The organism is Klebsiella sp. MS 92-3 (assembly GCF_000195655.1).
GTDB classification, from domain to species: Bacteria; Pseudomonadota; Gammaproteobacteria; order Enterobacterales; family Enterobacteriaceae; genus Klebsiella; species Klebsiella pneumoniae.
Window position 1 is genome coordinate 4,903 of record NZ_GL882754.1, and the last position, 14,148, is coordinate 19,050.

Genomic DNA, 14,148 nt, shown 5'->3' on the forward strand with positions numbered 1-14,148 from the left:
GGCCCCCCCCCGGGGGGGGGGGGGGGGGGATTTTTTTTACCGGTGTCAGGCTATCTGGTGTCGTGATGCGCAGGGCAAAAAAAAGCCCATCGTGGGAGATGGGCAAAGACTACACACAGCAATTCGTTGTTTCACTCAGGGGATTTCCATGCTTATAAATCAAGGTGTTGATTTATAACCGTGAGCTAATAGTAGGCAGCGGGGCCTTTGCCGTCGATCAGATTCCTCTCAATAGTTAAATTGTTGTGAAGGACCGGGGGAGGAAAGCGAGGTGAAGGGCGCGCGGGGCCAGCGCATTGCCGGCGATCAATAAATTTTGCTTAACAATATGCGGGCAAAGAAACAGGCGGGTCTCCCCGCCTGCCAGGCATTACTTGCGACCGGCCTCCAGCTCACTGAGCTCTTCAAGGACGACGTCAGGGTCTTTCGGCGGCGGCGGCACCTCATGCACCCAGGCGTCATACAGTCGCCAGGAGACGGCGAGCAGCACCGGACCGATAAACAGGCCGATCATGCCGAAGGCGATCAGGCCGCCAATGACGCCGGTGAGGATAAGGATCATTGGCAGGTCGGCGCCCATGCGGATGAGCACCGGACGAATAACGTTGTCCATGGTGCCGACTACGCAGCTCCAGACCAGCAGCACGGTGCCCCAGGTGGTGTCCCCGCTCCAGTAAAGCCAGATAATCGACGGCACCAAAACCAGTAAAGGGCCGAGCTGAACCAGACAGGTAAAGATCATCACCACGGTCAGCAGAGCGGCGTAGGGCACGCCGGAGACGGCAAGGCCAATCCCGCCCAGTACCGCCTGAGTGAGGGCAGTGACCACCACGCCCAGCGCCACGGCGCGCACGGCCTGGCCGGCCAGCAGCACCGCGGCGTCGCCGCGTTTGGCCGCGAGGCGCGTGGCGAAGTAGCGGAAACCATAGGCCACCTGCTCGCCGCGCCAGTAGAGCAGCGCGCTGAACAGCAGCATCAAACCGCAGTAGACCAGCAGCTTGCCGATGTGCGCCGCCTGACCGACAAACCAGCTGGTGGTGGTGCCAATATAGGGACGAACCTTGGCCATAATCGCCGAGCCGCCCATATCCAGCAGACCGTGCCAGGCGGAGTACAGTTTATCGCCGACCAGCGGTACGCTGTTGAGCCAGGCGAAATCCGGCAGCGTCACATTTCCGCTGCTGATGAGTTTGATCAGCGGAACGCTGTTATCCACCAGGCTGTTGACCAGCAGAGCGATAGGAATAACGAATAGCAGAAACAGCAACAGGGTCATCGCCAGCACCGCCAGCAGTCGTTTGCCGAACAGCACACGCTGCAGACGCAGCAGCACCGGCCAGGTGGCGATCACCACCGTACCGGCCCAGGCGAAGGACAGAATAAACGGCTGCACAACCCACAGGCAGGATATGATAATCAGGGCCAGGAACAGCACCGACAGCAGTATTTGCGGAATGTCCCGAGGCTGATGGGGATTAATCATAGAGAAATTTTACCTTTCCAGTCGCGCCAAACAGCTGGCGCCGCGTAAATCCATATACTGATAATAATATCAATAATTTTGCCGGGCTGATTTTGCACAGAAAACACGTGGGCGCATATGAAAAAAATGTGATAAAAAGTTGAATGCGCTACGCAAACGTTTAGTTAGCACCAACACAATATTTTCAAACACAACATAGTCAGGCAGGGTCAAGCGCGATGATCCCACAAATTTCTCAGGCGCCAGGGGTAGTTCAACTGGTGCTGAATTTTTTGCAGGTACTGGAGCAACAGGGTTTTACCGGCGATACCGCCACCAGCTATGCCGACAGGCTAACGATGGCCACCGACAACAGCGTCTATCAGCTGCTGCCGGATGCGGTCATTTTTCCTCGATCCACGGCGGACGTGGCGTTGCTGGCGCGCGTCGCCGCCGAACCGCGTTTTAAATCGCTGATCTTCACACCGCGTGGCGGCGGCACCGGCACTAACGGCCAGGCGCTGAACGGCGGGATTATCGTCGATATGTCCCGCTATATGAACCGCATTATCGAAATCAACCCCGAAGAGGGCTGGGTGCGCGTTGAAGCCGGGGTCATCAAAGATCAGCTGAACCAGTTTCTTAAACCCTATGGTTACTTCTTTGCGCCTGAGCTATCCACCAGCAACCGCGCCACGCTGGGGGGGATGATTAACACCGACGCGTCCGGCCAGGGATCGCTGGTGTACGGCAAAACGTCGGATCACGTGCTCGGCCTGCGGGCGGTGCTGATGGGCGGGGATATCCTCGATACCCAGGCGGTGCCGGTGGCGCTGGCGGAGACGCTGGGCAATACCCCCTCGACGGTTGGCCGGATCTACAACACGGTCTACCAGCGCTGCAAGGCGCAGCGTGACCTGATCATTGATAAGTTTCCCAAACTCAACCGCTTCCTCACCGGATACGATCTGCGTCACGTCTTTAACGATGAGATGAGCGAGTTCGACCTGACCCGTATTTTAACCGGTTCGGAAGGGACGCTGGCGTTTATTACCGAAGCGCGGCTGGATATCACCCGCCTGCCGAAGGTGCGCCGTCTGGTCAACGTCAAATATGACTCCTTCGACTCTGCGCTGCGCAATGCGCCCTTTATGGTCGAAGCGAAAGCCCTGTCGGTGGAGACCGTCGATTCTAAAGTTCTCAATCTGGCGCGCGAGGATATCGTCTGGCACTCGGTAAGCGAACTGATCACCGACGTACCGGATAAAGAGATGCTCGGGCTCAATATCGTCGAATTCGCCGGCGATGACGCGGCGCTGATTGACCAGCAGGTTGCTACCCTGTGCCAGCGGCTGGACGAGCTGATGGCCGCCAGCGAGGCGGGCGTCATTGGCTGGCAGGTTTGTCACGATCTTGAAGGCGTGGAGCGCATCTATGCCATGCGCAAGAAGGCCGTCGGCCTGTTGGGTAATGCCAAAGGCGCCGCCAAGCCTATTCCTTTCGCCGAGGACACCTGCGTACCGCCCGAACATCTGGCGGATTACATCGTCGAGTTCCGCGCGCTGCTCGACAGCCACGGCCTGAGCTACGGCATGTTTGGCCACGTTGATGCCGGGGTGCTGCACGTGCGCCCGGCGCTGGACATGTGCGATCCGCAGCAGGAGGTGCTGATGAAGCAGATCTCCGACGAGGTGGTAGCGCTGACGGCGAAGTATGGCGGCCTGCTGTGGGGCGAACATGGCAAAGGGTTCCGCGCGGAGTACAGCCCGGCCTTCTTTGGCGAGACGCTGTATGCCGAGCTGCGCAAGATCAAAGCGGTCTTCGATCCCGATAACCGCCTGAATCCGGGGAAAATCTGTCCTCCGGAAGGTATCGACGCGCCGATGATGAAAGTGGATGCGGCGAAGCGCGGCACCTGGGATCGGCAGATCCCCATCGCGGTGCGCAGCAGCTGGCGTGGGGCGATGGAGTGTAATGGCAACGGGCTGTGCTTCAACTTTGACGTCAAGAGCCCGATGTGTCCGTCGATGAAAGTCAGCAACCAGCGCATCCACTCGCCGAAAGGGCGGGCGACGCTGGTGCGGGAATGGCTGCGCCTGCTGGCCGACCGCGGCGTCGATCCCAACCAGCTGGAGAAGGCGCTGCCGGAGCAGGGCGTCAGCCTGCGCTCGCTGGTGGCGCGCACGCGCAACAGCTGGCATGCGCGCAAAGGCGAATATGACTTCTCGCATGAGGTCAAAGAGGCGATGTCCGGCTGTCTGGCCTGTAAAGCCTGTTCGACCCAGTGCCCGATCAAAATCGATGTTCCCGAGTTCCGCTCGCGCTTCCTGCAGCTGTACCACAGCCGCTATCTGCGGCCGGTGCGCGATCATCTGGTGGCCTCGGTCGAATCTTATGCACCGCTGATGGCGCAGGCGCCGAAGACCTTTAACTTTTTTATTAACCAGCCTTGGCTGAAAAAGCTGTCGGAGAAGCATATCGGGATGGTCGATCTGCCGCTGCTCTCGGCGCCGTCGCTGAAGCAGCAGATGGCCGGCCACCGTTCCGCCAATATGACCCTTGAGCAGCTCGAAGCGCTGAGCGCCGAGCAGAAAGCGAAGATGGTGCTGGTGGTGCAGGATCCCTTCACCAGCTACTACGACGCCCAGGTGGTGGCCGACTTTATCCGTCTGGTCGAGGCCTTAGGCTATCAGCCGGTGCTCCTGCCGTTCTCGCCGAATGGCAAGGCGCAGCATATCAAAGGCTTCCTCACCCGCTTCGCGCGCACCGCGCAGAAGACGGCGGACTTCCTCAACCGCGTGGCGCAGCTGGGCATGCCGCTGGTGGGCGTCGATCCGGCGCTGGTGCTCTGCTACCGCGATGAGTACAAGCAGACGCTCGGCGACAAGCGCGGCGATTTTCAGGTGCTGTTAGTCCATGAGTGGTTGCCGAAGGCCCTAACCAGCGACGCCCGTCCCGATCTGGGCGGTGAGCCCTGGTACCTGTTCGGTCACTGTACCGAAGTGACCGCGCTACCGGCGGCGACAAAGCAGTGGGGAGATATTTTTGCCCACTTCGGCGCGAAGCTGGAAAACGTCAGCGTTGGGTGTTGCGGGATGGCTGGCACCTATGGTCATGAAGTGAAAAACCACGCCAACTCGTTGGCCATTTACGCGCTCTCCTGGCAGCAGGCGATGCAGCGGCTGCCGCGAAACCGCTGTCTGGTGACGGGCTACTCCTGCCGCAGTCAGGTGAAGCGTATTGAAGGCAGCGGCGTTCGCCACCCGCTGCAGGCGTTACTGGAGATAATCGGATGATTTGGAAACGTCAGGCCACGCTGGAGCAGCTCAACCGGCTCGGTGAGGGGAACATGGTAGGGCTGCTCGATATTCGCTTTGAGACCGTTACCGACGATACGCTGGAGGCCACTATGCCGGTCGATAGCCGCACACAGCAGCCGTTTGGCCTGCTGCACGGCGGAGCGTCGGTGGTGCTGGCGGAGACCCTGGGGTCGGTGGCAGGCTATCTGTGCAGCGAAGGCGAACAAAAGGTGGTGGGGCTGGAGGTTAACGCCAACCACATCCGTTCGGCGCGCGGGGGCCGGGTGCGCGGCGTCTGCAAAGCGCTGCACGTCGGGACGCGCCATCAGGTCTGGCAAATTGAAATCTTCGACGAACAGTCGCGGTTATGTTGTTCATCACGACTAACCACCGCGGTAATATAAGCCGCATGGCGGGAGGCGAATAGCCTCCCTTTTTTTAAGGTAATAAGCGAGAGGCGGCCTGCCAGAGCCAGAGAGGTTGTCACAAGATCAGCCGGGCGTCGGCAGGGAATTATCTAATATTTATATTATTACCGATCCACTCTCGTTATTTATGCTACTCTTTTCAATACTAAATGCTTAAAGGTAACAAGAGGACGGTTAACCATGGGTATTCTTTCCTGGATCATTTTTGGACTTATTGCCGGTATTTTAGCCAAGTGGATTATGCCGGGAAAAGATGGCGGCGGATTTATCGTGACCGTTATTTTGGGGATCATCGGCGCCGTGGTCGGCGGCTGGATCAGTACCCTGTTTGGTTTTGGCAAGGTCGATGGGTTTAATTTCGGCAGCTTCGTGGTAGCGGTTATCGGTGCGCTGGTGGTACTGTTTATCTACCGGAAAGTGCGTAGCTAATTTTCAGCTGCTCAGCTGTAAATAAGTACATAAAAGCTGCCGCGATATGCGGCAGTTTTTTTATTGCTGACAGATGACAGCGTAGATCTCCTTTGGGCTATTGTCTGTCGGTTCCCTCGCCAACCGGCACCACCTCAACGTGCACTTCGTAGTGTTTCGCCTGGCCGGCGGGGATCAGCGCGGTCAGTTTGTTAATGGTTTCCGCTGGCGTATCGGTTGCTACCGTGGCTGAAAACAGCACCGGTCTGTGCGGCGGAAGCTGCGGCGGGAACGGCGGCAGGGGGCCACGATCCCTCTCCATCGGCGGGCGGACTCCGTTATCGACGACAGGCGCCGGGACGTCGGTTTTATCAGCCGCAAAGGCGCTGGCGGCGGTAACGGTGGCGATAGCGAACAGGGCAAGCAGAGCTTTTTTCATCCGGGATTCCTCAATAAGCAAGTCCCAAAAGAGTAGAGGGTGCCGGCAGGAGGAACAATCCCAGGCGGCGCGAATCCTCTGAATCTTCTTTTTTCCTCGCGAATGTGGAGGTCAGATGAGAGCGAGTGTCATTGCGTTCGGGAGCCTCTTAATTCAGCAGTACGCTCATAATCAGCAGTACGGCCATGCACATCGACATAATACTGATATCAACAATCATTCTGTACGACAAAAGCTCCAGCTAAACGGGTACGGCGGGCAGGTAAAAGCCCATCTTATAGTGGTTAAAGAGTGTACCCCGCCGACATCCATTGAACAAACGTTTATTGACTAATATTGTCGGCCTGCGTCGGCCATCGGCCACCGCCTGGAGCAACATGAGGATGGCTCATGTTGCATTGAATTTAAGTCGCTTTCCCTCCAGCGCTGACTCTGGCAAAAATAGGTTCATTAACGAATCAACAACATTTACCGGTTGAAGCGCGCCCGGCCTGACTCCGCGTCGCCAGGCTGGTGGAGAGTATTCCGCCGGGTTCGCTTTATGCCCGCCATCAGGATGGACAATCGCCATGAATAATAAATTTACCTATACGATTAAGCGCACCCGGTTTGATGAAAATTATAACCCTGCGGAAAATACGCGTATTACCACCAACTTCGCTAATTTAGCCAGAGGGGTGAACCGTGAGGAAAATCTGCGCAATACGTTAATCATGATGAATAACCGTTTTAATAGCCTGGCCCACTGGGATAATCCCCATAACGATCGCTATGCGGTGGAACTGGATATTATTTCTGTCGAGATGAATATTGCTCAGGATAGCGCCAGCTTCCCGGTGATTGAGATCCTGCAAACGCATATTGTCGATAAAAAGAGCGGGGAGCGTCATGCCGGTATCGTCGGCAATAACTTCTCCTCCTATGTGCGGGATTACGATTTTAGCGTACTGCTGCTGGAACATAATAAGGACCAGAGTCGCTTCAGCGTACCGGAAAACTTTGGCGAGCTGCACGGCAATATCTTTAAGGATTTTGTGCAATCCAGCGCCTGGCGCGCCAACTTCAGCAAGGCGCCGGTGATTTGCCTGAGCGTCTCCAGTAAAGATGTTTACCATCGCACCGGTAACGAACATCCGGTCCTCGGCATTGAATATGCTCAGGAAGGCGTCTCGCTGACCGAGCGCTATTTCAGCAAAATGGGTCTGCAGGTACGCTATTTTATGCCAAAAAACAGCGTCGCGCCGTTGGCCTTTTATTTTACCGGCGATCTGCTCAGCGATTACACCAGCCTGGAACTGATCGCCACCATCAGCACGATGGAGACGTTTCAGAAAATATATCGCCCGGAGATCTACAATGCCAACTCCCCGGCGGGGCAATACTATCAGCCCAATCTCAGCCACCTGGATCATTCATTAACAAAAATCGTCTATGACCGGGAAGAGCGCAGCCTGTTGGCGATTGAGCAGGGGAAATTTACACAACAACATTTTATCAACCCGCACAAGACGTTGCTTGAGCAATGGTCTGCTAATTTCGCGCTTTGCTAAACCCATATAAAAGGCTAATGACTATGAAAACATGGCTTCCGACATCGACCGCCGGCAGTTTACCGAAACCTTCCTGGCTGGCGCAGCCAGAGACCCTGTGGTCGCCCTGGAAACTGTCCAGCGAAGAATTACTGGCCGGCAAGCGCGACGCCTTGCGGTTATCCCTCGACGACCAGCTGCGGGCCGGGATCGATATTGTCAGCGACGGCGAGCAAACGCGGCAGCACTTTGTCACCACCTTCATCGAGCATCTCAGCGGGGTGGATTTTGCCAAACGCGAGATCGTGAAAATTCGTAACCGCTATGAGGCCAGTGTTCCGACGGTGGTGGGCGCCGTGGAGCGCCAGAAACCGGTCTTCGTGGAGGACGCTCGCTATCTGCGGCAGCTCACCAGTCAGCCGATCAAATGGGCGCTTCCGGGCCCGATGACCATGATCGACACGCTGTATGACAACCACTATAAAAGCCGGGAAAAGCTGGCCTGGGAATTTGCCAAAATCCTCAATCAGGAAGCGAAAGAGTTAGAGGCTGCGGGGGTTGATATTATTCAGTTCGATGAGCCGGCCTTTAACGTCTTCTTCGATGAGGTCAACGACTGGGGGATCGCCGCCTTAGAACGAGCCACCGAAGGGCTGAAGTGTGAGACAGCGGTGCATATCTGCTACGGCTATGGCATCAAGGCCAATACCGACTGGAAAAAGACGCTGGGCTCCGAGTGGCGACAGTATGAAGAGGCTTTCCCGCAGCTGCAGAAATCGTCCCTTGATATTATCTCTCTCGAGTGCCACAACTCGCGCGTGCCGATGGATCTGCTGGAGTTGATCCGCGGTAAAAAGGTGATGGTCGGGGCGATCGATGTCGCCAGCCATGCGATCGAAACCCCGGAAGAGGTGGCTGGAACCCTGCGCAAGGCGCTGGCGTTCGTCGATGCCGAGAAACTCTACCCGTCCACCAACTGCGGTATGGCGCCGCTGCCGCGCCATGTCGCGACCGGCAAACTGCACGCCCTGAGCGCCGGCGCCGAGATTATTCGTCGCGAGCTGGCGGCAAAGTAAGGCGGGGCGCGCCCGTTATCTTCCCCAGGCGATGTACTTTATCGTCGGTTCACTTCCAGAGCGGGCTGTTGCCCGCTCTGCGTCATGTTGCCGCCAGCGGGCGACAGATTGCCCGCAGGGCGACGGCGCTGCACAGCGGAAACAGCGCCAGCAGAAGCCAGGGATAAACCGCCTGCGGCGAGGGAATGAGCGCCTGGTCAAGCAAATGACCGAGCAGTAAATTCCCGGCTAACACCGCGCACCCTCCTGCGGTGGCGAGCGCTCCGTAGTGGGCGCCCAGCGTCGACTCCTCGGCGAACAGCGGGATCAGATCCTTGGCTGCGGGCACTAACAGCATCTGGCCGAGGGTGAGCAGCGTGACAAAACCAGCCGCCGGCATTAACCGCAGCCAACCTTCGGCGGGTGGGGCGGCGGCGAATAACGCCACGCTGGCAAAGGAAGCCGACAGCAGCAGAAAGCCCACCGGCAGGATGCGCACGGCGCCCATTCGCCGGGCGAAGCGGGCGAGAGGGAGCTGGAGGGTGATAATCAACAGCGAGGCCAGCATAAAGAGCGGCGCCAGATCCTGCTCGCGGCCGCCGGAACGTTGGATCTCCACCGGCAGGGCGAGGTACAGTTGGTTGTAGCTCAACAGCCATGAGCTGTAGGCGAGAATAAACGCGACAAAGCGCGGCTGGCGCAAAGGCGTCCACCATGGGACTCGTCTGCGCGTTGTTGTCGTGTGCCCGTCGGCGGGCAGACAGAAAAAGAGCACCGCCAGCGCCAGAAGAAATATTCCCGCGCCGGCGAGGGCGATATGCCGAAAGCCGATCCCGCTCAGCACGCCTCCGGCCACCGGGCCGATCACCGCTCCCAGTTCACCGCATACCGCAAACAGCGCAAACCACTCGGCGCGACTGCGTTTCCCGTTGGCCTGGCTGAGGGTACCGGCCCGCGCCAGCAGGGCCTCTATCGACGGGGAGAACAGGGCGCCGCCGACGCCGGTCAGGCAGGCGCCGAGGATAATGGGCCACAGCGACGCCCCGCACGCCAGCAGGAGAAAACCGGCGACGCGAACGACGCAGCCGGCGAGAATGATCGCCTTAGCGCCATAGCGGTCGGCCAGCGTCCCGCCGAGGATAAACATGCCCTGTTGGGAGAAGGTACGCAGCCCGAGGATCAGGCCGATAAGTCCGCCTGAGAGCAGCATGTCGTCGCGCAGGAAGAGAGCGAGGAAAGGAACGACCGCGTAAAAGCCAATATTAAAAACGAACTGGCTTCCCAGTAACACCGGAGGCCAGAGGGTTGCCGCAGGGCGCAGGGAGAAAAGAGGCATATCCGCCCAACCTAAACGATGAAATGAATGTGCTTTTTGCCGTGGTAAGGGGAGATCTCGATTTTGGTTTTCACCCGGAAAACGTCCCACAGCAGCCCTTCGGACAAAATCTCCTCCGGCGTCCCGCTGGCGAGGATCTGCCCCTGCTGCATCACGATCAGCGAATCGCAGAACATCGCGGCATGGTTAAGATCGTGAATGGCCACAATGCTGGTTACCGGCAGCTCGCTGATCAACTGCATTAACTGCATCTGATGGTGTATATCCAGATGGTTGGTCGGCTCATCCAGTAGGATTTCGCTCGGGCTCTGCGCCAGCGCGCGGGCGATATGCACCCGCTGCCGCTCGCCGCCGGAGAGGCTTAACCATCCCTGTTCGCTTTTCTCCAGCATCGCTACCCGCTGCAGCGCGGCGGCAATCGCCTCGTCATCCTGAGCGCTCCAGTTTGAGAACGGAGAGTGGTGGGGAATGCGTCCCAGGCGCACGACGTCGCGCACCCGCATATTGGCCTCGGTCATGCCGTGTTGCTCGACGAAAGCCACGCGGCGGGCGAGCTGCTTTTTCGCCATCCGGGCGATATCCTGGCCGTCGAGGGTGACGCGACCTGCATCCGGGCGGCGCAGGCCCGCCAGAACGCGCAGCAGCGAGGATTTGCCGCAGCCGTTGGGCCCCAGCAGTCCGACCGTTTCGCCTCGCGGCACCCGCAGCGAGACATTATTGACGATGACCTTTTTGCCTGCCTTCCAGGTGATATTTTCAGCGCAAATACTCATCACTTATTCCTTGAGCGGTAGATAATCACGGCAAAGAAAGGCACCCCAACCAGGGCGGTTACTACCCCAACGGGCAGACTTTGCGGGGCAATCAGCAGGCGCGACGCAATGTCCGCCAGTACCATCAATATCGCCCCTGCCAGCGCGCTGGCGATCAGCAACGTTCGGTGCAGCGGGCCAAAGAAGAAACGCATCACGTGCGGCACCACCAGGCCAACAAAGCCGATTGAGCCGGCCATGCTGACGATGGTGGCGGTGATCAGCGCCGCAGTGGTGAAGAGGATCAGGCGCACGCGCGGCACAGCAATCCCCAGCGAGGCGGCGGCATCGTCGCCGAAGGTGAACGCGTCCAGCGCCCGGGCATACCACAGGCAGACCGCCAGACCCGCGAGCACCACCACAATGACCAGCTGGAATTCGGGCCAGCGAACGCCGCTGAAGCTGCCCAGCAGCCAGAACATCACATCGCGCGCCTGCTGCGCGCTGGCGGAGGTGCTGATGGTGTAAGCCGTGATGGCGTTAAATAACTGCGAGGCGGCAACGCCCGCCAGAATGGTACGCTCATTGCCGCCGCGCGCGCCGTTAGTCAGCAAGGCGACAAAGGCGAAGGCGGCGAAGGCCCCGGCAAAGGCCCCTGCCGAGAGGGAAATTGCGCCAGCGCCAAGGCCCAGCACCACGATCGACACCGCGCCGGTGGAGGCCCCGGCGGAGACGCCGAGGACGTAGGGTTCCGCGAGGGCATTTTTCAGCAGGCTTTGCAGCACGACGCCGCAGATAGCGAGGCCTGCGCCGCAGCAGGCGGCGACCAGCGCGCGGCTGAGGCGGAAATCCCAGATAACGCTCTCATAGATACGGTTGAGAGGCTCAGCGGTTAAGCCGGTTCTGTTGCTGATAGCGTAAAAGACATTCTGCAGCGGGATGGCCAGCTCGCCGACGCTGACGCCCACAGCGATCACCAGCGCCAGCACGATCGCTGCCAGTACACACCAGCCGGTGAGCAGTATGCTGCGGCGCGTCTCAATCGCGGCGACGCTCATCAGTTCAGCCCCATTTTTCTCAGCTGCTCGCCCACCTGTTCCGCGCCGTAAAGCGTGCGGATGGTCGGATTCATCGCCTGACCGTCCATGACCACGATATGGCCTTTTTTCACCGCCTCCAGCTGGCTGACGGCGGGATCGCTTTTGAGGAATTTGATCTTCTCCTCGGCCTTATCCAGCGCCCAGCGGTTACGGTCCAGACTGGCGACCACGATCACATCCGGGTTGGCGGCAATGATGCTCTCCCAGCTCACCGTGGGCCACTCGGTCTCGGAGGTTATCGCATTATGTCCGCCCAGCACGCTGGCGATAAATCCGGAGGCGCTGTTTTTGCCGCCAACATAGGCATCGGCCGAAGGCGAGGCGCTGGAGAACCAGAAGACGAAGGAGAGATCCTTTTTGTTTTTACCAAATTCGTGGCGCAGGTCGGCTTCACGTTTTTTGAAATCGGCAATCAGCGCCTGACCACGATCTTCGACGTTGAAAATGCGGGCGAAATCGCTAATTTCCTGATACAGCCAGGTCATATCCCACAGCTTTTGCCGGCTGCCGTACATGTCGCCGGTGGCCTTTTTAGTGGCGCACATCCCCGGAGAGACGTAGCTGTTTACGCCGACGGTGGCGAGATCTTCACGCCTGGCGACTTTGCTTTCCGGCCCCAGCAGCAGCGGCAACTGGGCGGGAACGAAATCAGGATTTTGCGCCAGCACCGATTCCAGGCTCGGAATTTCCACCGTCAAGGTTTTAATCTTCGCGTTTTGCTCAGCCAGCTGCGGTAAAACGCTGGTCGGCCAGAAGGCGCTGGCGACCACCTGCTTTTGCAGCCCGAGCAGCAGCAGAATTTCGACCGTATTTTGCCCCAGCGCGACCACGCGCTCCGGCGGCCGGGTGAAGGTCTCCTGATAGCCGCAGTTTTCAATCGTCAGGGGGTAGGTTGTTGCCAGCGCGGAACTGACGGCGGTGAACATCAAGCCTAACGCGCAAAGGACCTTCTTCATTAAACGCTATCCTTGTAAACAGGCGAGTGGATGACCAGCAAATGGGAGTAATGCAAATGAAACTCATTATTGGGGCGGGGTTTTATACAATGCCATATTTACAGTGTCAATGAGTGACTATTTCCGCAGGCAATGAAATGCCCGCGCGATGGGGCGGGTCAGCTCGCCAGTAGGCCACGAATATACGCCTGCAACCCCTGGGCGAGAAAATCAAATACCCGCTTACAGGCAGGGCTGTGGCGCAGATCCTCATGCATTACCAGCCAGGTATAAAGAAACAGAAAAAAGTCGGCCGCCAGCACTCGCTGCAGGGGAATAATGCCATCCGCAAGGGGCACCTGGCAGATGCCGATCCCCGCTCCGGCGCGGATCAGGCTCAACTGGGCGAGGTCGCTATCGGTCCGCATCGCGAAGGCCTCACGCTGAAAACGAGGGTAAGCCTGCAGGGCCCGGCGAACGAGAGGGGTGGCGCTATCGAAACCAATCAGCGCGTGGCTGGCCAGATCGTCGAGGGTAGTGGGCAGGCCCTGGCGCGTCAGGTAGGCGGCGGTGGCATGTAACCCAAGCTCAATCCTGCCGAGACGGCGGGCGATAAGCTGCTCCTGCTGCGGGGCGACCATCCGCACCGCGATATCCGCCTCCCGGTGAAGCAGATCCTGAAATCGATTGGAGAGCATCAGTTCGATGACGATATTCGGGCACGCTTGCCTGAGCCGGGCAACCAGCGGCGGCAGCACCTCGGCGCCGACCACCTCGCTGGCGGCCACCCGCACCACGCCACGCAGCTCGGCTCTGTCGCGACTGAAGTTAGCCGCCGTGCGTTCCAGCGCCCGGGCGGTATTGTCCATCGCCTCGGCGTGCACCCGCAGCGCCAGCGCCGCGTCGGTCGCCAGCAGGCCGGTTTGCGAGCGGGTAAATAAGGCCTGGCCGAGGGCGTTTTCCAGCCCGGCAATATGGCGCCCCGCCGTCGGCTGAGTGATGTTCAGGGTACGCGATGCGCCCGATAAAGAGCCTTCCTGCAGGACGGCGAGAAAGGTTCGGTACCACTCCCAGGGAATAGAGGTATTCATACAAATATGTATAGCCGCTCGACGATGGTATGCAATTTCATTTGATATGAGCCGCAGGTAGGCTGTCAAGCATCCATTAGCGAACGGGGAAAGAGGATGAACAGCAGCGGCAAGGTACTTATTCTGGGAGCAAGCGGGGGCATCGGCGGGGAAGTGGCGCGCCGGCTGGTGGCAGACAACTGGCAGGTTCGGGCGCTGAAGCGCGGCGCCCAGATACGTGATCCCGAAGATGGCATACAGTGGATAGCCGGCGACGCGCTGGATGGCGGCCAGGTCGCGGCGGCGGCTGCCGGTTGCGACGTCATCGTCCATGC

General features: G+C 58.9%; 13 protein-coding genes and 1 other RNA gene. 6 read left to right on the forward strand and 8 right to left on the reverse strand.

What is annotated here, in order from left to right; all coding sequences use genetic code 11:
* Positions 1-74: 74 nt before the first annotated feature.
* Together rprA and ydiK are read right to left on the reverse strand one after the other, a co-directional pair.
* Positions 75-182: antisense sRNA RprA (gene rprA, locus HMPREF9538_RS29340), an RNA gene on the reverse strand.
* Positions 183-370: 188 nt separating this feature from the next.
* Positions 371-1,483, reverse strand: a complete 1,113-nt coding sequence (gene ydiK, locus HMPREF9538_RS22000; protein ID WP_004148729.1) for an AI-2E family transporter YdiK — start codon at positions 1,481-1,483, stop codon at positions 371-373.
* Positions 1,484-1,701: 218 nt separating this feature from the next.
* Between ydiK and HMPREF9538_RS21995 the strand changes: the two genes are divergently transcribed.
* The 3 genes from HMPREF9538_RS21995 to HMPREF9538_RS21985 all read left to right on the forward strand — a co-directional run bounded on the left by HMPREF9538_RS21995 (position 1,702) and on the right by HMPREF9538_RS21985 (position 5,618).
* The gene (locus tag HMPREF9538_RS21995) at positions 1,702-4,758 is read left to right on the forward strand and encodes an FAD-binding and (Fe-S)-binding domain-containing protein (RefSeq protein WP_009484226.1); all 3,057 of its coding nucleotides are present in this window, start codon (positions 1,702-1,704) and stop codon (positions 4,756-4,758) included.
* Positions 4,755-5,165 (forward strand): 1,4-dihydroxy-2-naphthoyl-CoA hydrolase, encoded by a 411-nt coding sequence (gene menI / locus HMPREF9538_RS21990; RefSeq protein WP_002909015.1) that lies wholly within the window; start codon positions 4,755-4,757, stop codon positions 5,163-5,165. The genes HMPREF9538_RS21995 and menI overlap by 4 nt, the downstream gene beginning before the upstream one ends.
* 204 nt (positions 5,166-5,369) lie before the next feature.
* Entirely contained in the window at positions 5,370-5,618 is a 249-nt protein-coding gene (locus tag HMPREF9538_RS21985) for a GlsB/YeaQ/YmgE family stress response membrane protein (RefSeq protein WP_002909014.1), read from the forward strand.
* A gap of 97 nt (positions 5,619-5,715) precedes the next feature.
* On the opposite strand, the gene HMPREF9538_RS21980 is transcribed toward HMPREF9538_RS21985, so the two are convergent.
* Entirely contained in the window at positions 5,716-6,036 is a 321-nt protein-coding gene (locus tag HMPREF9538_RS21980; protein ID WP_004184563.1) for a hypothetical protein, read from the reverse strand.
* A 569-nt stretch (positions 6,037-6,605) separates the two neighbouring features.
* Here HMPREF9538_RS21980 and HMPREF9538_RS21970 point away from each other — a divergent pair.
* Both HMPREF9538_RS21970 and HMPREF9538_RS21965 read left to right on the forward strand, forming a co-directional pair.
* Positions 6,606-7,586 carry a DUF1852 domain-containing protein gene (locus HMPREF9538_RS21970; RefSeq protein WP_002909008.1) on the forward strand — a complete coding sequence of 327 codons (981 nt, stop codon included), beginning with the start codon at positions 6,606-6,608 and terminating at the stop codon, positions 7,584-7,586.
* Positions 7,587-7,609: 23 nt separating this feature from the next.
* Positions 7,610-8,641, forward strand: coding sequence for a methionine synthase (locus HMPREF9538_RS21965; protein ID WP_019705807.1), 1,032 nt, complete (start codon positions 7,610-7,612; stop codon positions 8,639-8,641).
* 82 nt (positions 8,642-8,723) lie between these two features.
* Here HMPREF9538_RS21965 and HMPREF9538_RS21960 read toward each other — a convergent pair whose 3' ends face one another.
* The 5 genes from HMPREF9538_RS21960 to HMPREF9538_RS21940 all read right to left on the reverse strand — a co-directional run bounded on the left by HMPREF9538_RS21960 (position 8,724) and on the right by HMPREF9538_RS21940 (position 13,834).
* Positions 8,724-9,911 (reverse strand): MDR family MFS transporter, encoded by a 1,188-nt coding sequence (locus HMPREF9538_RS21960; protein WP_020317066.1) that lies wholly within the window; start codon positions 9,909-9,911, stop codon positions 8,724-8,726.
* Positions 9,912-9,967: 56 nt separating this feature from the next.
* Positions 9,968-10,729 (reverse strand): ABC transporter ATP-binding protein, encoded by a 762-nt coding sequence (locus HMPREF9538_RS21955; protein WP_002909000.1) that lies wholly within the window; start codon positions 10,727-10,729, stop codon positions 9,968-9,970.
* Positions 10,729-11,766, reverse strand: coding sequence for a FecCD family ABC transporter permease (locus HMPREF9538_RS21950; RefSeq protein ID WP_001545318.1), 1,038 nt, complete (start codon positions 11,764-11,766; stop codon positions 10,729-10,731). The genes HMPREF9538_RS21955 and HMPREF9538_RS21950 overlap by 1 nt, the downstream gene beginning before the upstream one ends.
* Complete coding sequence (locus HMPREF9538_RS21945) at positions 11,766-12,764, reverse strand: ABC transporter substrate-binding protein (RefSeq protein ID WP_004189482.1); 999 nt, start codon at positions 12,762-12,764, stop codon at positions 11,766-11,768. The genes HMPREF9538_RS21950 and HMPREF9538_RS21945 overlap by 1 nt, the downstream gene beginning before the upstream one ends.
* A 158-nt stretch (positions 12,765-12,922) precedes the next feature.
* Complete coding sequence (locus HMPREF9538_RS21940; RefSeq protein ID WP_009484230.1) at positions 12,923-13,834, reverse strand: LysR family transcriptional regulator; 912 nt, start codon at positions 13,832-13,834, stop codon at positions 12,923-12,925.
* 96 nt (positions 13,835-13,930) lie between these two features.
* Here HMPREF9538_RS21940 and HMPREF9538_RS21935 point away from each other — a divergent pair.
* A partial coding sequence (locus tag HMPREF9538_RS21935) for an NAD(P)H-binding protein (RefSeq protein ID WP_009484231.1) occupies positions 13,931-14,148 on the forward strand: 218 nt, incomplete at its 3' end.